Origin of the sequence: Sphingobium mellinum (assembly GCF_037860795.1) — a bacterium.
Classification (GTDB): domain Bacteria; phylum Pseudomonadota; class Alphaproteobacteria; order Sphingomonadales; family Sphingomonadaceae; genus Sphingobium; species Sphingobium mellinum.
In genome coordinates, this window is sequence record NZ_JBANRK010000003.1 from 36912 (window position 1) to 54347 (window position 17436).

Here is a 17436-nt window from a genome sequence, read left to right on the forward strand (position 1 = left end):
ATCAGTTCGGCCGCTGTCCCGGCGGCGGCGAATCCATGCCGCTCAGAATGCCGACACGGGGGCCGGAGGCGGGTGCCTCTTCCCCAGCTTCAACCTCGCCTTCGGCCTTGCGCTGGGCAGGGACCGGCAACGCGCCACCGAACAGACCGGGATTGGTAGCCGCCGCGCCCGCCTGATTCTTGAACAGGTCATATTCATCGTGCGGCGTCAGGCCGAACTGCCGGGACAGCGTCATGACATTGTCGAAGCATTCCTGCCGCCGCCGCACCGCCGGATGATCGCGGATCATGAAGCCACCCGCGACCGTCTTCACGCGCTGCGTCATGCCTTCCTGCTTCAGCTGATCGTTCAGCGAAACCCAATCGGCGTAATAGACGCAGAACATGGCAAAGATCATGCGATGCTGCTCGGGCAGGCGGTGCGTGCGCGCGAGGCGCGGTGCCATCTCCCGCCAGACCGCTACCGCGCCGGCATAGAGCGGCCCCTGGTCGATCAGCGCGGGCGGCTGCAGCACATCGCCCGATGTCGACGCCACCAGCAGCTGCGCGACGCGCGCCGCCTCTTCCTCCCGCTTGCGCGTTGCCGACTTGCGCCGGTTCGGAAAGCCCTTTGCTTCCTGATCTGGGTCGGGCCTACGTCCACGCGGCATAAAAATCACTCCCTGGCCGACCGTCGCGCGGCCCACCTCCTTCGCCAAATCCGCTGAAAACTCAGCGCCTTAAAAAAATATCTGGCGCAGAATTTCGCGCCGATTTTTTCCTATGTGCATGGCCGGTCCTAGGGGCCGCCGGGCCAGCCTTTGGGCACCCCCCTCCCGCCCGAGGGGGAGGCCATGGGCTCGCGGCCGAGGCGGCGGGCCAGCGCGTCGATCGCGCCCTTGCCCGCCTGCTCGACGGCCTGCTTCATGCCCGAGTGGCACGCCGTGCAGCTGGCCACCCACCATTCGGTCAGCCAGAACACGCCGTCATAGGTCCGGTGCGGGTAGAGATGGTCGACCAGCACCGACGGCTCGACCCGATCCTCCAACGCACAATATTCACAGAGCGGATGCCGCCGCCGAAACGTCGCGGACGCCTTCGTCCACCGGCTCGTATATCCACGCGACGCAGCCGACCCGCGCCGCTCATCCTGCTCCTTGCGCACCTGCTCCCGCGATCGCGCGCCCGCAGGTCGTAACCGCTTCGGCATCGTCGGCATGGCGTCACCCAAAGAGAAGCGGGGCCAGTGTCGCCACCAGCCCCGCTTCAGTCATCCAAGGAGAGGAATGCTTGGCTCCCCCCAATCCACACGACTGGACCAAGCATATATCTGAAATAGGGCCATTCACTGCGGAAACGGACACCCTTTATTTACTCCGGAAAAATTCCGGGGGTTGACACATTCCGCAAGCGGAAATGCTGGGTTTCGCTGAGCGTCACAGCAAATCGTGCGACGAACCGTTGCGGTTGAGACGCTGTGCGATGCCCGTGATCGCCCGCGAATAACGCTTCCGCAGCGCCTCCGCACCGATCATGACGCCCTCCGATTCGGCAACGTCGCGCCAATCGAACCCGACCTTGCGCGAGCGCAGCCGCAGCACCGTGGCGATCAGCGACCGATCGCGCGGCACGACCCACTCGATCCATGCGCCGTCGCCGGTGAGCAGCCGCTCGACCAGATCGACCTGGGCGGAGCGCAGGCCGGGCCGACCTGGGCGCGTCTCCATCCAGTCGCCCTTGCGCACATCACGGATGACGGCGGGCATGGAGGAGCGCGAGCAGGCGCGCAGCCATGACGCCTCACCATCAGGCATGCGGATCAGATAGCCCCACGCCTCCACCATGCGCTCCTGCACCGCCTCAAATGTCCAGAATTGCGACCCTTCCACCACCGGAACCGTCATACTCTCACCCTTCCACTACTCAACTCTATGAAAAGCCTATTTAAATTCTTGTATTTGGAAGGTTCGGAAGGGTTGGAAGGATTATTGTATATGTTCATCACCTATGCGCCCGCGCACACGCGCATATGTGAGGGAAACATGCGCACAATCCTTCCAACCCTTCCAATGGCGCAGAAATTCGCGCTTTCTTCCTTCCAGTGATGCTTCCGCCACCCTTCCAACCCGGAAGCATTTGAACCTGTCGCGCCGCCGCCGCTCAGAAGTCGGGCACGAAGTCGTCGTCATAGGGGGGAGGCGCGGGCGGCATGTCGGGCGACACATCGGCCGGGCCGGACGCCGCATCGGGCAGCATCGGCGCATCCTCGCGCGGCCGCCCATGCTCATCGACAAAGTCCGACGCCTCGCGCACCAGGCGGATACCGAGCCACTGGATGCCGTCGCTGGGTTTCTTGACGAAGCCCTTGTCGAGCATCGCCTTGGTAAAGCCCTTGTTCGACCAGTCGCGTTCGCCCGCGACCTTGCACCAGGCGAGGAACACTTCGTGCAGCTTGGACGACTGGATGCGGCCTTTCTGATCCTTCTCGACGCAGAGGTTCAGGAACCGGCCCAGCGGATCGCTGGCCTCGCGATATTCGGCCGTCGCATCCTTCACTGCCTGCGGCTCGATCAGCCCATTGTCGAGCCAGTCGAGCAGGCCGCGCACCATATGGTTGAGCACGCCGGCGGCCTCGGCCCGCAACTTCATGGGCAGCTGCTCGTCGCGATCGCCGTCGGCGACATGCGCGTTCCACGGCACCAGCTTCATGCGCCGCCAGATGCCCTCGTCGGTGCCGGGAATATCCGGCTTGTAGTTGCCGCCGATCGTCAGCTTGAACAGCGGCATCAGGTCGAAGAACCCGCGATGCAGCGCGCGCACCGCCATCGGCTCGCCGCCGGTCGCCGCCTTTATCAGCGCCTCATTCAGCTTCGCCCCACGCTCCGGTTCCGACGCGCGCAACATGCGCACGCCGCCCAGGCGCGCCAGATCCGGCGATGCCTGCTCGCCGCGCTTCTTGATGCCCTGGTCGAGAAAGGTCTCGATCCCGATCGTGCCGCTATAGTCGCCGATCACATGCGCCCACAGGTCGATCGTGGTCGATTTGCCGTTCGCGCCCAGGCCATACCAGAAGTGCAGCTTCTGCTCCGATATGTCGCCGCTGGCGCTATAACCGGCCCACTGGTGCAAATAGCGCCGCATGCCCGCGTCGGGCTGGGCCCATTCCAGGAAGCCGTCATAGATCGGGCTGGTCGCCGCCGGATCATAGGTGACGGGCGCGAGCTTGGTGTTCAGATCCTCGCGCCGGTGCGGTTCGAGCGTGACGGTCGCGCCATTTTCCTTGTCGCGCCGGAATCGCAGCGTACCGTTCAGCACATTGATCGCCAGCGGGTCGCGGTCGAAATCCTCGATCGGCGCTGTCACCCACCGCTTGGCGAGGCCGGCAATGCATCCGATCCGCCCCGCGCCTTCCGAAACACGCCCGAATTTGGCGATCTGCTCCGACAGGATGACCGGCCCGCTGCTCTTAATTTCGAGCACGCGGTCCATCGCCCCGATGCGCTCGCCGCTGTCACGATGCCGCTTCCACTGATCGGCCAGCAGCACGGGCACCTTGCCCTCAGTGGGCAAAGGCTCATCGGGCTTCGCAAAGCCGGTGGTCGCCACGAAATCCGCCTCGCGCTGGATCGAGCGCACCGTGTCGAACACGGCCGCCTGCACTTCCGCCGGCAGTGTATCCTTGTCCTGGTCGAGCACCTTCCAGCGCCTGCCGTCCCAGCCCAGCCAGCCCTTGGCCGTGGTGAAGCGGAAGCTCCCGCCATAGCGGGCATTGAACCGCTCGGCATTGCCCAGGTCCGTGCGCTGGAATCCGGCGCACCGCATGTCGAGCAGCATCGGCGCGATGTCGAAGCCCTTGGCGACGCCGGCGGCGAAGCTGCGCTCAATATCCTCGGCCGCGACATCCTCAACGCCGTCCGCCACCTCATCGATCGCGTCATCGGCCATGTCCTGGTCGATCAGGCCCGCGCCAACGCGCCGACCCATGCCCCAGGCGAACAGCGTCACGCCATCCTTCGTGCGCTCGGCCGAGGCGACAAGGCCCGCCAGCCGCTTCGCCGCCACCGCCCGCAGCCGGTCCTGCACCTCCTCCGTCTGGTCGGAGAATTTCGCCTCCATGGTTCCAACCGGAAGCTTTTGATCCTCGACCACCCACCGGGGGGCCGGGGGGAACTCGGCGTTGAACAGGGTCCGCCAATAGGACTGGTACTGCAGCCGCGTCTCTTCATGCGCCACGCTCGCCGCGAGATCGGCCAGTTGCTGCCAGATCGCCGCCCTCCCTTCCGGCGTGTCGCGATCCCCGGCCGCCAGCACCGCCGTCCAGACATAGCTGGACAGCGAAAGCGCGACGCCGACCAGATCGTCGATCGCCGCGCGCCCGCATTCCCGCACCAGGCTGTCAGGATCATAGCCATCCGGAAGGGTGGCGATCTTCAGCGACCGACCCGGCCCGACCATGGGCAGGGCGCGAATGCAGGCGCGGGAGGCCGCCTTGCGGCCCGCTTCGTCGCCATCCATCAGCAGGACCGGGCATTCCGTCACGCGCCAGGCGCGCTCCAGCTGCTCCGGCGTGATCGCCGTCCCCATCGGCGCGACCGCCTCGCCGATCCCGGCCTGGTCGAGCGCGATCGCATCGAAATAACCCTCGACCACCAGCAGCCGCCGGGCGACACGCGCCGCCGGGGCCGCGCGGTGCAGGTTGAACAGCACCCGGCCCTTGTCGAAATGCTCCGACTGGTCGCTGTTCAGATATTTGGGCTGGGCTTCGCCAAAGGCGCGACCGCCAAAGCCGATCGGCCGACCGCGCGCATCGTGAATCGGAACGATGATGCGATGCCGGAAGCGATCGCGCTTGCGGCCCTGCTCATCCTCGACGACCAGGCCGGCCGCCACCAGCTGGTCGGCAGCGATGCCGATCGCCGACACGCCGCCGCGCATGGGCGCAAAGCCGATGCCGAACCGCTCGATCGAGGCGGGCTCGATTCCGCGCTCGGCCAGCGCCTCCATCGCCATGCCGGTCGGCTCCAGCTGGCGAGCATACCATGCCGCCGCATCGCCCAGCACTTCACCGACATGCTCAGCCCGACGCGCGCGCTCCGCCTGCTCCGGCGTCCGCGCCGGCATCTCCACCCCGGCCGCTTCCGCCAGCTGCTTCACCGCATCGATGAAGTCCATGCCTTCATGATCGGTGAGCCAGCGCAGCGCGTCGCCATGCGCGCCGCAGCCGAAGCAGTGATAGAATTCCTTGTCGTCATTGACGGTGAAGCTGGGCGTCTTCTCGCTATGGAACGGGCAGCAGCCCTTATGTTCCTTGCCCTTTTTCTCCAGCTTCACCTTCTGCCCGATCAGGGCGGAGAGCGGCGTGCGGGCGCGGAGTTGGTCCAGAAATGCAGTTGAAAGAGACACAGAAACCCACCCCGAAAAATCAGGTCAAACATTCACATCGATGTCGCGAAGGTCGCGGCCGTCAGGACGGCGGCGCGCTACTCCCCGTCATGCTCGATCGTCCTGGCCGTCGGGTCCGCCCGATCGCCGTCGAGATACATCCAGGGATGCGCCTCGACCGCCTCCATGATCGGCGCGGGGGCGAGGTGAAAGGCGAGCGCAGCCGCGCCGACCGTCTGCCCTTCCCACCGCTGATCCTGCAGGCCGCTCCACACCTGGAGCGCGGTGCCCAGGGTGCCGATCGCGTGCAGTTCGATGCCCATGCAGTCGCGCGCGAGCTCGATCGGCAGGTTGAAGACGCGCGCGACGATCTCGGCCGTCGGTTCGGTCGGCTGCGTCAGTGACCAGCGCGCTACGGCCTGGCCGACCAGCCAGCGGCCCGGCATGCCCGATCCGTCGCTGTCGCCGCCTTCCACGTCCTGGTCGGCATTGTCCTCATCCAGTTCGGTGACATTCCAGCTGTCGGTTTCCCGACCCCAGCGCGTCACCCATGGGCCCACAACTTCCTGCGTCAGTGCCACAGTCACCCCCTCTGCCGTGCGTGGCGCTTGCTGGGCACCGCTCGCGGAAGGGGAGGCTTGACCGGCTGCTGAGCCTGATCGGGTTCCCGATGTTCGCACACCGCTGCGCCGCTTGCGTCGTTGAAGCAATAATTTGCTTCCCCGGCAGGTGGCACCTGCAGAACATCGCCCGGGATCGTGATCAAATTGTCGAAACCGGGCACGGGCGGGATGGCATGCGATGCACATCCGGTGGCGGCGCTCAGAATAGCGCCCATGAACAGCGGCCTGACGACTTTACGGATATTCACGCCTTTATTCCTCCCCCAACAGGTCCGGCGCGCGAAACGGCGTCAGGACATCATAAATGCAGTGGCGATCGATCGCCTCGTCGTCCCAGACACACCAGATCACTTCCATGGTCGGCGCGCCCTTGCCCAGGAAATCGGGCCGCCAGTTCAGCGCCCAGATCCGCTGCGGCTGCCGCTGCCGCCAAAGCCCCGTCCGCGCCTGGGCATGCCAGAAGCTGGCCTTCAGCAGCATGGCGACATAGGTGCAGTGCAGATCGACCAGCAGATGCCGGATCATCTCCTCCGCCAGCGCGAAGGGCGGATTTGTCACCACCACCGGCGACCATGCCTCCTGGCAGAGCAGCAAGTCCTGCGGCGCCACCAGGTTGTCAGGATCCGCAATCAAGTCGGAGGCGACCGTCGGAAAGCCCGCGACCCTGAGTTCCTTCGCGATGGCACCGCCGCGACCGCAGGGCTCCCACACGGGATGATGGCCATCGCACATCGTCAGCAGCGCCTCGCGCTCCGCCGCGATCAGCGCGCGCGTGACGGTCGCAGGCGTCGGATAATAGTCATTCCCCTGCCGATCGACCTTGGCACCACCGCCCGTCATCATGCGGCCGAGGCCGAGCGGAGCGGGACCGGCGATCGGCGGTTCGGGGAAAAGGGCGTCAGTCATCACGAACGACCAAGTTCGCGAATAGTTGTCGCGCCGTCATGGTAGTGGACAGAGATAGGCTGTCCTTCACCAGATTCAGGATCGACCAGAAGTCCCAGCGCCTTCATCATGTCGAACATGGGTTTGATGCGCGAAACATAGACATCATAGTCTTCACGCGTCAGGAGACTCGCCCCGCATTTGGGGCAAGGCTTCCCGATTTGGTCCTCCCGCAATTCATCATTTTCCTCGCGATGGCCGCATCCCTGCGCATCGCACTGCAGAAAACCTTTCAGCATCAGACCCTCAACGGCATAAGGACATAAAGGCGGGCGGCATCGTCGCTGGTCTGCCAGAGCGATGGCGCGGCGGGGTCGGCCAGCTTCACGCGGGCGCGCTCGTCGCCCATCCCCTTCAGCTGCCGCAGCACATCCAGCAGATAGCTGCCGTTGAAGCCGATGCGCAGCGGCTCGCCGTCATATTCGCAGGGCACTTCCTCGCTCGCCGTGCCATTCTCCGGGCTGGTGACTTCCAGCGTGACGGCCTGCGCGGCAAAGTTGAAGGCGATCGCCTTCGTCTTGTCGCTGCTGATCGTCAGCACCCGCTCCACCGCCTCGGCGAGCGGGCCTGGCTCGAACCAGCAGTCCAGCCGGTTGGCGGCAGGAATGACGCGGGTGTAATCGGGAAAGGTGCCGTCGATCAGCTTGCCGGTGAGCACCGTCTTTCCGACCTCGAACCGGAACTTCGACGTGCTCACCGCCACATCGACCATGCCGCCCTCTTCGTCGAGCAGCTGGGCGAGCGCAGCGACCGCCTTCCGGGGAATGATAATGTCGGGCATGCCGTCCGCGCCATCGGCAACGTCGCAATGGAAGCGCGCCAGCCGGTGCCCGTCGGTCGCGGCCGCGAACTGGCACTCCGACCCGTTCGGCACATGCAGGAAGATGCCGCCCAGATAATAGCGTGTCTCTTCCGTCGAGATGGCGAACCGCACGCTCTCGATCATCTGCACCAGCTGGGTGCCATCCTGCTCCCACTGCGCATCCCAATCGCGGGCAGCGAGCACCGGGAAATCATCGGTCGCCAGCGTCGGCAGCTTGAACCGGGCCCGGCCGCACTTGATCGTGATGCCCGTGTTGCCGTCAGACTCGATCTTGGCGATGCCCTCCGCCGGCAGCTTGCCCGCAATCGACGCGAGCAGCGCGGAATCGACGCAGAAGTTCATGGCGGTGTTCGCGCCCGCATCCTCCAGATCGACGGTCTTTTCGACCATGATCTCCAGATCGGTGCCGGTCAGGAACATCTGGCCCGGCGTCGATCGCACCAGCACCGTCGCGCAGATCGGCACGGTCGTCCGCTTCTCGACCACGGCGTTGACCGCCTTCAGCGCGGCGCGCAGCACCTTCACATTGACGTTGATCATGCGCTCAATCCTCCACGGCGAGCATCGGCTCGCTCGCCTTGAAGGAAGCGAGCGGCGGCTGTCCCTGCACATTGGGCTGCATCGCTGCCGTGACGGCGAAGGGCGGAAACTCCAGGGCGAACAACCCGTCCGCGCTGGCCTCGTTGATGGTAAGCGCATAGCCGCCATCCTTGCCCTTCTTGGCCCGGAAGCAGTCGGCCGCATTGTCCACGCTCAGCGCGACATGCCCCGCGAACTTGCCCCCCCCCCAGCGACAACCGCAGACCGGCCTGGTCGCCGACCATGCACAGCGCCTTCGCCAGCTGCGGGCCGATCCCGATCTTGATGTAGCGCACCATCTTGCCGTTGCGTGCGCCCAGCTTGCGGGCGGCGATGCTCACGCCCATGGCGGGCACCTTCTCGGCCGACGGCGGCGTCGGCTTCACATTGCTGATCGGCTCCCAGCTCACGCCACTTCCTCCTCTGCTTCAGGGACGTTGTCGCCATGGGGGTTGTCCGCCCAGGCTTCGATCGACCGCCATGTCAGGCCGATGGCCTGGGCGTTCTCCAGCAACTCCTCCAGGTCGTCATAGAAGGAGCATTCATATTCGTCGGCTTCCGGCGTATCCGGCTGAGCATCGGCATAGGCGCCATTCTCCCAGCGGAAATGCGCGACGCCATCGACCTGGATGACGACGGGCGCGGGATCCATCGCCAGCACTTCGGCGCGTCGCGCGACCAGTGCTTCAGCGGCTTCCGCCTTCGCCCTTTCCTCAGCTTCGCGCCGGACGGCCTTCTCAGCCTCCTGCAGCAGATATTCCTTCTCGGCATCCTCCAGCCGCGCATCGATCTCCGCCGGCGTCACCAGGATCGAGAGGCTGACGGTATGGCAATCGCCCAGCCCATCCTGCTCGACCAGACCGCCCAGATGCGGCCGCGTCGATTGCCACCACAGCCGCCCTTCGGTGCGCTCCTTATGATGGTCCCGCGCCACCATCCATGCCGCGACCGATCGCACTGCGCCCGCCCGCAACCGGGCTTCCCGATCCGCCTCCGACTCGCGAGCGGCATGCTGCTGAGGCGGCACCACATCGGCCAACCGCGCACCCGGCACGAAAAAACCTTCGTCCAGCACCAGCTTCCCGGCATGATCGATCCCGGCATAGCCGATAATGTCTATGCCTGCGTCGCTGGCCTTCTCCCGCAGCTTTGCCAGACTGGGCAGATCATTACGCCAATAGGGCCGCTCGACCTTTTCATACCCCTTCGGCGCCTTCGGCACCTTGCCCAGGCGCAGGCCAGGGACAAGGATCACGTCGCTGGTCGCCGGATGGTCGCGCTTCGCGTCCGCCTGCACATGGATGATCTGGAAGTTCGCCCGGTCGGTGGCGATCCCCATGATAATGTCGGGGTCGATCAGCTTGCGGCCGGAACAATTCTCCGCATCGCCGAACAGATCATCCTCATAGCGGCCGCCCTTCTTCTCATAGCCCGCCTTGCCGACGAACTTGAACAGCGCGTCACCAGTCGTCATCACCGCGTTGGTGATGCCCGACCGAATGCTCTGGACCCCATGGCCCCAGCTTCCCTTTTTCTCTTCGGCCGCAAATATCCGCAGCTGCAGCTTCTGGTCCTGCGTCCCGGCATAGGCCATGGCCGCATCGAGCGTCAGCTGGCCGCGCCGCATCGCGTCGAGTATCTCCGACGCCAGTCCCGCCAGCCGTAACCGCTGCTTCACATAGCGTTCCGAAAAACCGAACCGCTTGGCGATGTCCGCAGGCGACAACGCACCGGGCCGCATCAGTTCCTGGAAGGCCGCAAATTCATCCGCCGGATTCATGTCCCGCCGCGCCAGATTTTCCGACAGCGACAGTTCGATCGCCTCGGCCTGGTCGCGGATCAGCACCGACACCTCATAGCCATCGTCGATCGAGCCGCGCTCGCGCAGCAGCTGCAACGCCTGCAGGCGACGCCCGCCGCCGATGATATAGACCGCCGCCGCGTCAATATCGGTGTCGCCGACATAGCCGATCAACGATTGGAGCAACCCGTGCGCGGCGATGTCGTCGGCCAGGCTCTCCACATCGGCCGCCTTGTCCGTATGGCGCACATTTTCCGGCGCGCGGACAAGACGGCCGAGCGGCACCGGCTGAATGGCCATGGGCGCGACCCGAAGGCTCGCCGGTGCTGTCGTCTCTTCAGGCGCACCCTGCGCCGTCGCTTTCTTCGGTCTGGCCATGAAACGTCCTTCTCTCTTGGGCTTGCCGGTTGCGGCTTATGGATTGTCGGAGTGGGAAGAGGCGGAGGCGGCGCGATGTGCAGTCGCGTCCGCCTCCGCAGGGAAACCGCCGCTCGATAAGGGTCGGCAAGCGGCGGCAATCTGTTCATTGGTTTCGCGGTCGATCTCGTCGGCCCAATGCTCGGCCGTGTCGAAGTCGATGCCGAAGATCTGCGCCAGGTCGGCCAGCATGCAGCGGCCGACCTGATTGTAACGCGCCTCGAAATGGCGGCGGGTGATGGTCATGTCGACGAAGGTCATCGGCCCGCCTCCACCATCAGCCGATCGGCCAGAGCGCGTGTGCCGAGCGCGGCGGCGATCGACGCGATCAGCTGCTCGGCTTCCCGCTCGCCGATCTCCGCCATGCCGTCCGCCGTCGCCAGCAGCACCTGTCGAGCCGCCGGGCGGTAAAGCGCCATGATGCCGTTCGGGAACCGCCACCGCGCGCGCCGGGGCAATCCCTGCTGCGCCCGATAATGCTCCATCGTGCCGCCATCGACGCAGCCGCCGCAGAAATAGGCCGGATCGAAACCGGGCACCCGCACCGCGTCCCAGCCGTCAGGCAGCGCCGCCTCGGCCACGCCCTCTGCGATGGTGACGCAGCCGAAGCACTGGATCTGATCGCTCATAGCGCCCCCCGTACTGTCGATTTGCCGCTGGCGACCAGGGTCACGACGCGGCGCTCGCGGGTGCCGAAATTCGTGACGGTGAGCAGCTTCTGCTCGACCAGCTGGTTGAAGAGATAGCGGGCGGCCTCGGCATTCTTCAGGCCCATCTCCCGCGCGATCTCCGCATTGGTCCGCGCCGGGATGCCGAGCTTCAAACACCGCTCCATGATCGCCAGCACGCGGCCAGCCGGCGTCTCCGGCGCGGCATGCAGAGGGCGGGCCTGCGCCCTGGGCTGCCGGTCGGGATAGCGGCGCACGACGAAATATTCCCATTCGCCGTTCACCTTGCGCTGGTGCGTGCGGACCTCGCCCTCCTGCGCCAGTTCCCGGGCGCGGATAACGACATCGCGGCGCTGGTCCAGGACCGCGCCGCGCGCATAAACGAAGTCGGCACCCTCCGGCGCTCCGGCGATCCACTCATCCAGTTCATGGACGGAGGTGGACAGGCAGAGCGGCCCGATCGAAAAGCGCAGATCGCGCGCGTTCGTGGCCATCGTCAGCGCCCCCCTTCCATGGCCAGCAGGCGCTGATCGAGCGCGGCCAGCGTTTCCTGCATGATCTGGATGTCGGCCCGAATGGCGGCGTTCTCGCGCGGCGACACCGCCTCGCCAGCCTCGCCCTGGGCGCTGATCGCCGAGCGGATGCTGTCCGACAGATCGCCGAGTTCGCCCGCCAACTCGACCACCGACAGGGTCAGGCCGTTGGCATCGTCCTGCGGTTCGGGCATCGGCACGAACACGCCGCCCAGCTGGCGGCAATAGGCGCGCAGGATGAACGGCTGTCCCTCGACGCGAGCGCCCAGCATGTCGATGGTGACGGCGTCGCGGATCGTGATGCTGTCAGGCTCATTGACCGAACTGCAGCGCGACAACTGGCTCTTTTTGACGGATGTTTCGTCGGCGCAGCGTTCCAGCCCGCCAGCCGCTTCGATGGCGCGTTTGGTCGCCAGCGCAAGCGCCTTTTCCCCCGTGGCAATATCCCCCCGTGGCATTTTCTAGACTGTCTCCTCTGCAAGAGGGGAAGTTGCGGGACAATTTCCCGGTGACGAAGGCGGGCTCGCGCTCCTATCGGAGACGATATGACCGACCCCGTAGAAGTCGTTGGGCATCACCTCGCTGCGCGTCTTTTCGACGATGCGAAGCATCATCGTGCGATCGGGAATTTGCTGTCCCTTGGCGTATCGCTCGACCGTGCGCGGGTATTTCGTCCCGATCAAAGCGGCGAACGCGGTAAAGGTAAGTCCTTCTCGAGAGAGGTAATCTTGGAGCGTCATGAGCCCGCTTTAGCTACATTGGCTAATTCCCGTCAAGCCAAATTAGCTATATCCAGCCAAGACGGATTTAGCCGGGTCGGCTATTCCAAACGCATGGCTGAAAACCAGAACATGATCCGCGAAATTCGCAGGCGCAGGGGGCTCACGCTGGAGCAGTTGGGAGCACTGACGACGAACCCGCGCACGGGTAAGCCGACAGATCTTGCCACCATTCAGAAGATTGAAACCGGCAAGCGGAAGCTCGACGGAGATTGGCGCGCTGCGATCGCCGAGGCGCTAGGCGTGGAGCCGGATGATTTAGTTGGCGCGACTATCCCCCGCCGTCCGGTGCGAAGGGTGCCGCTGTTGGGCAAGATCGCTGCAGGCAACTGGCGAGCCGCAATGGAGGATCCGCTGGATTTAATCCCAACCACCAAGGGCGGACCGAACACCTTCGCCTTGGTGCCGGATGGGGACAGCATGGACAAGCTGGTACCGCACGGGGGAATTATATTCTGCGACCCAGACGATAAAGCGCTGATCGCGAACAGCTATTACGCAATGATGCGTCCGGGCGGAGAGATGACCTTCAAACAGTTTCTCGACAGCCCGCCCAGGCTCGCTCCTTGCTCCACGAACCCGGAGCATAAGGAAATGCTCATGGGCGAAGAGCCGTTGACCGTCATAGGACGGATTATCGGATATAACGCCGACCTCTAGGGCCAGACCGGCGCAATCCAGGTCAGAGGCTCTAGAAACACACGCCCGTATTGCAGATCGACGTGCGCCTCACGCGCTTCTACCGCGTCCTGCACGGCTTCCGCGCGCGTTTGACGTAGCGGCCCCTTCACCTGCGTATCGACCATGAACACATAGCCGATCGGCCTGCTCTTACCCGCAGCCGCATCAATCGACCGCTGCACCTTACCAGAATAACCCACCCACGACTCCTTTCCGCCGGTGAGAACATAAATCGAACAAACATTGCCAACGAGTCAACGGGTTTAAATCGAATTAGCTATCTTGGCTAAATTTGCCGTTGACATGATTTAGCCAAGATAGCTAATTGAGCCAATCGCCAACACGGGAGGCTCATGTGCTTCAAACTGAAAACCATTTCCCTTATCCCGGCAGCATCGCGTTGTTTCTCGGCCTGCGCTGGCGCGTCCTGAGCCATGCGGCCGACGGCACCGCGCATATCGCCCGCGAAGGCACCGCCGCATGTCTCAGCCGCCGCGCTGACATCAGCGAACTGGTCGATCCGAAGATCGCCGACGAGAACGCTATGATCGCGCTCACCGACATGAGCGAGGCAGCGGCCCGTATCGGCCTCTTCATCGCCCGCCAGCTGCGCGACGCCAATGAAGTCACCATGGCGGACCTTCGCCGCTTGCTGGCCGAGGCCGCCCGCGAAGGCCGCATCCCGGCAGCGCGCGACAACTTCCAGATTGCGATGCTCCTGCGCCGCCTGGGCTGGCGCAAGGTGGGCTATGCCAAGGAAAGCTACGGCACGTCGGCCCGCTATGCGCGCGGAGCCGTCCAGTGAGCGCCGCCGCATTTGTGGTCATCTTCGGCAGCGCCTGGTTCGCCTTGGCGATCATCTGCGGGATGATGGTGGAGTATCGGCACAAAATCGCCGCGGCCCTGCTGTTCGAGCCGATCCCGCGCGATCATCCCGTCATCATCCAGCGCAGGTCAAACGATGGCTGACAAGTCGATCTACGCGGGCAATCCCGCCGACGTTCGCGGGCGCCCGCTGGCCGAATTCACCGGCGTCGCCCAGGACATAAACGACAGCGACCCGCTAATGGCGATCTACGCCGCGCCGGAATGGGCATGCCTTGGCGATGACGGCCAGCAATGGGTTTGCGGCCTGGTCCGCGAGACGATCGCGCGCGCCGCCGAGCGGCACCGTGATCGCTATCACCTCGCGCTCATGGCCATCCAACTCGCCGCCGTCGAGGGCAGGATCTGCGACGATGTCGCATGGTTCGACAAGTTCACCACCCTCTACGACCTCATAGAGGACGTTCTCCGCCCTCCACAGGCGCCCGTCATCGCGGACCTGTTCAATGCCAATGAGGCCACGACATCGCAGCACTTCGCGCATCAGCTGCTGACAAATCTGCCCCGCACCGTGCCGACACAGCAGCCGATCACGCATGACGCCGACTGCCTTTCTTTCTTCGAGGCGGCACCGGGGCCCTGCGATTGCAGCGTTTCCCGCCGTGCCTAAGCCGACCCCCGCCCAACTGCACCAGTTCGCCAAGGATGAACGCGCGCGCCGCAAGCTATCGTGGGAGCGCGCGGGCAAGGCGGGCAGCGAACAGGCGCGTTACGATGACGCGCTGTGGTCCAACATCGAACAGATGGCGGGAATCGCGGCAGGCGATCCGACCTGTCGGACACGCGAGCCCCAATGGTGGAGTCGGCCGCAGCGCATCATCATGGCGCGCAACGCTTGGACCACGGCCTGCAAAGCCGAGAACAGCCTGGATCACTCAATCAAGGCGAACCTGAGCAAGATTGCCGACCTCTGGCAGCTGTACCGATGGCTCCAGCCCGTGGGCTGGTCCCCTTATCTCAGCAGGGAGACCGCATGAACGCGCCCCTCGACCCCGCAACCCGCGAATTCGTGAAGGCACTTGCGCGCGCGCAAGTTGCAAGAGACATTGCCGCCCTTCGCGCCGCGCACCGGCCCGAGGGCCAGGGAGACATTCGTGCGCACGGTCATCTACGCACGCTTCAGCAGCGATAACCAGAATCCGCGCTCGACTGCGGATCAGATCGCCCTGTGCCGCCAGCGCGCGGAACAGGAAGGCTGGCCGGTCGTGGGCGTTTTCGAGGATGCGGCCATCTCCGGTGCCGCAGGCATTGGCCCGCAACAGCGGCCCGGCCTGAACGCCATGCTTCAGCTGGTCGAAGCGGGCGCGGTCGACCAGGTGCTCGCCGAATCGACCGACCGCATCACGCGGCATGTCGCCGATGCCCATGTCGTCCGCGAGCGCATCGAGTTTGCTGGCGCTCGCCTCTTCACCCTTTTCGACGGCACCGTCACGCCCATGATCGGCCTGGTCAAAGGCTTCATGGACGCGCAGTTCCGCACCGACCTCGCCAAGCGCGTGCGACGCGGTCAGCTGGGCACGCTGAAACAGGGCCGCATCCCCGGCAGCATCGCCTACGGCTACCGCCACGCCAACCGTCTCGACGAGAAGGGCGCGCTGGTACGCGGCCTGCGCGAGATCGATCCCGACAAGGCCGAGATCATCCGGCGCGTGTTCGCCGAATATGTCGCCGGCCGCAGCCCGCGCGCGATTGCCGCAGGCTTGAACGCCGAAGGCATCCCAGGCTCGCGCGGCGGCATCTGGCACGAGACCGCCATCAGCGGCGACGCGAAATTCAAGCGGGGCATGCTCCGCAACGAGACCTATATCGGCGTTGTCACCTACGGCCGCAGCCGTCAGGTCATCAACCCGCAGACGCGCCAGCGCCTCAGCCGGCCAACCACCGAGGGCGACGTCGAGCGCCATGAGTTCCCGCACCTTCGTATCATCGACGATGAAACGTGGCGGCTGACACAGGCACGGCTTGCATCGAACCAGGGCGTCAGACCGGAACGCCAGCGCCGACCCAAGCACGTCCTGTCGGGCCTCGGCTTCTGTGGCGTCTGTGGCGCGCCCTGGGTCAAGACCGCCGGCGAATTCTGGGGATGCAGCGTCTTCCGCTATGGGCAGGACTGCACCAACAACCGGCACATCAAGACGTCACGCTATGAGGCGCTGGTCCTGGCCGACCTGAAGGCGGGCCTCCTCTCCCCCGATGCCGTGAGCGAATATGTCCGCGAATATCACCGCGACTTCGCCCGCCAGTCGGCCGACCTCGGCCGCGATCGCGCCCGCATCGAGCGCAAGCTACAGGAGGCTGAGCGTAAGAAGGAGCGGATGCTGAAGGCGTTCGCCGAAGGCGGCAGCGAGTTCGCCGAGATCCGCACGATGCTCGCCACCGCCCGCGATGAAGCCGATCGCCTGCAACGCGAGCTCGCCAGCATGGATGCGCTGCCGAACGTCCTGGCGCTGCACCCTCACGTCGAGGAGCAATATCGCCAACAGGTCGAGGATCTGGCCGCCGCGCTGGCAACCCCCGAGGCCCAGCCGGAAGCGATCGGCCGCTATCGCGCCATGATCGCCCGCGTGATCGTCAGCCCCGACACCACGAAGCAGCGCGGTGCTGTCGTCCAGGTCGTGCGTCAGATGGATGAGATTTTGTCGATTGCCACGGGCGCGGGACAACGCGCGCGCCTGTGAAATCAGTCCCGGCCTCTTGGGCCGGAAGCGACATCACGGAATCTTGAGAAGCAGGTCATGGACCTTAGGCCAGTGATCCGACATCACGAAGGCCGCGTATTTACTCGGGATGTCGGCAAGCCGCGCTACATCCGCCGTGTTTATCTTCCCCTCACGATAGGCGGGCATGAGAAGCTCCCGCGCGGCCATTGGCAGAAGAAGCGCGGCCGCGCGCCACTCCGCCAGGCGATCGCGGTTGGTCTCCGGTCCGTCTTCTAGGGGGTCTTGCATCTCAGGCGGAAGGCCGATCCGCTCAGCAAGCTGATCAATATCCTCGATATTGTTGGTGTGCGTATCTGCCGGATCGAGAAGGTGTGTCAGTTCCTTGCAGCAGATCATCCGCTGCCAAGCGAGGTCGAGCCCCCGGTTATAATAGATGTTCGCGTGACGCTCCGGATCAGCATAGACGCCGTTGCGCACGTGAAAAACCTTGATCTTCCCAAGCATAACGTCGGCGTCGATATCAACGCCTATGAATTCGACGTAATCCTGGTGGCCCATCGCGCGTATTTCAGCCAGAACGGCATTAACATCGACGGGCAATACGGCCAGCCGTGAGAATTTTTCGATCAGCTTCGCGATAGTCATAGAGGGCCGATAAAATAAAAGGGCCCCGATGTCTACC

Annotated in this window: 23 protein-coding genes; 6 read left to right on the forward strand and 17 right to left on the reverse strand. The window is 64.7% G+C overall.

Annotated features, from left to right (window positions below; all coding sequences use genetic code 11):
* Position 1: 1 nt before the first annotated feature.
* The 15 genes from AAC640_RS07115 to AAC640_RS07185 form a co-directional block, all read right to left on the reverse strand.
* The gene (locus AAC640_RS07115) at positions 2-649 is read right to left on the reverse strand and encodes a P27 family phage terminase small subunit (RefSeq protein ID WP_340265420.1); all 648 of its coding nucleotides are present in this window, start codon (positions 647-649) and stop codon (positions 2-4) included.
* 128 nt (positions 650-777) lie between these two features.
* Entirely contained in the window at positions 778-1197 is a 420-nt protein-coding gene (locus tag AAC640_RS07120) for a hypothetical protein (RefSeq protein ID WP_340265421.1), read from the reverse strand.
* A 217-nt stretch (positions 1198-1414) separates the two neighbouring features.
* A complete protein-coding gene (locus AAC640_RS07125) occupies positions 1415-1882 on the reverse strand; it encodes a hypothetical protein (RefSeq protein ID WP_340265422.1) in 468 nt (155 codons plus the stop codon).
* A 256-nt stretch (positions 1883-2138) separates the two neighbouring features.
* Positions 2139-5381: a DNA primase gene (dnaG, locus tag AAC640_RS07130; protein ID WP_340265423.1), complete on the reverse strand. Its 3243-nt coding sequence runs from the start codon at positions 5379-5381 to the stop codon at positions 2139-2141.
* Between the two features lie 77 nt (positions 5382-5458).
* Positions 5459-5947, reverse strand: coding sequence for a hypothetical protein (locus tag AAC640_RS07135; protein ID WP_340265424.1), 489 nt, complete (start codon positions 5945-5947; stop codon positions 5459-5461).
* Entirely contained in the window at positions 5944-6231 is a 288-nt protein-coding gene (locus AAC640_RS07140) for a hypothetical protein (RefSeq protein ID WP_340265425.1), read from the reverse strand. Before AAC640_RS07140 ends, AAC640_RS07135 begins: the two co-directional genes overlap by 4 nt.
* Before the next feature lie 4 nt (positions 6232-6235).
* On the reverse strand, positions 6236-6889 hold the full coding sequence (locus AAC640_RS07145) for a hypothetical protein (protein ID WP_340265426.1): 654 nt from the start codon (positions 6887-6889) through the stop codon (positions 6236-6238).
* Complete coding sequence (locus AAC640_RS07150; protein ID WP_340265427.1) at positions 6889-7167, reverse strand: hypothetical protein; 279 nt, start codon at positions 7165-7167, stop codon at positions 6889-6891. The genes AAC640_RS07145 and AAC640_RS07150 overlap by 1 nt, the downstream gene beginning before the upstream one ends.
* Positions 7167-8291: a DNA polymerase III subunit beta gene (gene dnaN / locus AAC640_RS07155; RefSeq protein ID WP_340265428.1), complete on the reverse strand. Its 1125-nt coding sequence runs from the start codon at positions 8289-8291 to the stop codon at positions 7167-7169. Before dnaN ends, AAC640_RS07150 begins: the two co-directional genes overlap by 1 nt.
* Positions 8292-8295: 4 nt before the next feature.
* On the reverse strand, positions 8296-8502 hold the full coding sequence (locus AAC640_RS07160; protein WP_340265429.1) for a hypothetical protein: 207 nt from the start codon (positions 8500-8502) through the stop codon (positions 8296-8298).
* Positions 8503-8736: 234 nt separating this feature from the next.
* Positions 8737-10509, reverse strand: a complete 1773-nt coding sequence (locus tag AAC640_RS07165) for a ParB/RepB/Spo0J family partition protein (protein ID WP_340265430.1) — start codon at positions 10507-10509, stop codon at positions 8737-8739.
* Between the two features lie 36 nt (positions 10510-10545).
* Positions 10546-10809, reverse strand: coding sequence for a hypothetical protein (locus AAC640_RS07170; protein WP_340265431.1), 264 nt, complete (start codon positions 10807-10809; stop codon positions 10546-10548).
* Positions 10806-11177 (reverse strand): hypothetical protein, encoded by a 372-nt coding sequence (locus AAC640_RS07175; protein ID WP_340265432.1) that lies wholly within the window; start codon positions 11175-11177, stop codon positions 10806-10808. The genes AAC640_RS07170 and AAC640_RS07175 overlap by 4 nt, the downstream gene beginning before the upstream one ends.
* The gene (locus AAC640_RS07180; protein WP_340265433.1) at positions 11174-11710 is read right to left on the reverse strand and encodes a hypothetical protein; all 537 of its coding nucleotides are present in this window, start codon (positions 11708-11710) and stop codon (positions 11174-11176) included. Before AAC640_RS07180 ends, AAC640_RS07175 begins: the two co-directional genes overlap by 4 nt.
* Before the next feature lie 2 nt (positions 11711-11712).
* A complete protein-coding gene (locus tag AAC640_RS07185; protein WP_340265434.1) occupies positions 11713-12207 on the reverse strand; it encodes a phage regulatory CII family protein in 495 nt (164 codons plus the stop codon).
* 87 nt (positions 12208-12294) lie between these two features.
* Between AAC640_RS07185 and AAC640_RS07190 the strand changes: the two genes are divergently transcribed.
* Positions 12295-13188 carry a helix-turn-helix domain-containing protein gene (locus AAC640_RS07190; protein WP_340265435.1) on the forward strand — a complete coding sequence of 298 codons (894 nt, stop codon included), beginning with the start codon at positions 12295-12297 and terminating at the stop codon, positions 13186-13188.
* Here AAC640_RS07190 and AAC640_RS07195 read toward each other — a convergent pair.
* Positions 13185-13409, reverse strand: a complete 225-nt coding sequence (locus AAC640_RS07195) for a hypothetical protein (protein WP_340265436.1) — start codon at positions 13407-13409, stop codon at positions 13185-13187. The genes AAC640_RS07190 and AAC640_RS07195 overlap by 4 nt on opposite strands.
* A 155-nt stretch (positions 13410-13564) precedes the next feature.
* Between AAC640_RS07195 and AAC640_RS07200 the strand changes: the two genes are divergently transcribed.
* From AAC640_RS07200 to AAC640_RS07220, 5 genes are all read left to right on the forward strand, one after another.
* Positions 13565-14014 (forward strand): hypothetical protein, encoded by a 450-nt coding sequence (locus tag AAC640_RS07200; RefSeq protein ID WP_340265437.1) that lies wholly within the window; start codon positions 13565-13567, stop codon positions 14012-14014.
* The gene (locus tag AAC640_RS07205) at positions 14011-14178 is read left to right on the forward strand and encodes a hypothetical protein (protein WP_340265438.1); all 168 of its coding nucleotides are present in this window, start codon (positions 14011-14013) and stop codon (positions 14176-14178) included. Before AAC640_RS07200 ends, AAC640_RS07205 begins: the two co-directional genes overlap by 4 nt.
* Positions 14171-14704: a hypothetical protein gene (locus AAC640_RS07210; RefSeq protein WP_340265439.1), complete on the forward strand. Its 534-nt coding sequence runs from the start codon at positions 14171-14173 to the stop codon at positions 14702-14704. The genes AAC640_RS07205 and AAC640_RS07210 overlap by 8 nt, the downstream gene beginning before the upstream one ends.
* A complete protein-coding gene (locus AAC640_RS07215) occupies positions 14697-15071 on the forward strand; it encodes a hypothetical protein (RefSeq protein ID WP_340265440.1) in 375 nt (124 codons plus the stop codon). The genes AAC640_RS07210 and AAC640_RS07215 overlap by 8 nt, the downstream gene beginning before the upstream one ends.
* A 117-nt stretch (positions 15072-15188) precedes the next feature.
* Positions 15189-16772 (forward strand): recombinase family protein, encoded by a 1584-nt coding sequence (locus tag AAC640_RS07220; protein ID WP_340265441.1) that lies wholly within the window; start codon positions 15189-15191, stop codon positions 16770-16772.
* 33 nt (positions 16773-16805) lie between these two features.
* On the opposite strand, the gene AAC640_RS07225 is transcribed toward AAC640_RS07220, so the two are convergent.
* Positions 16806-17399, reverse strand: coding sequence for a hypothetical protein (locus AAC640_RS07225; protein WP_340265442.1), 594 nt, complete (start codon positions 17397-17399; stop codon positions 16806-16808).
* Positions 17400-17436: the final 37 nt, after the last annotated feature.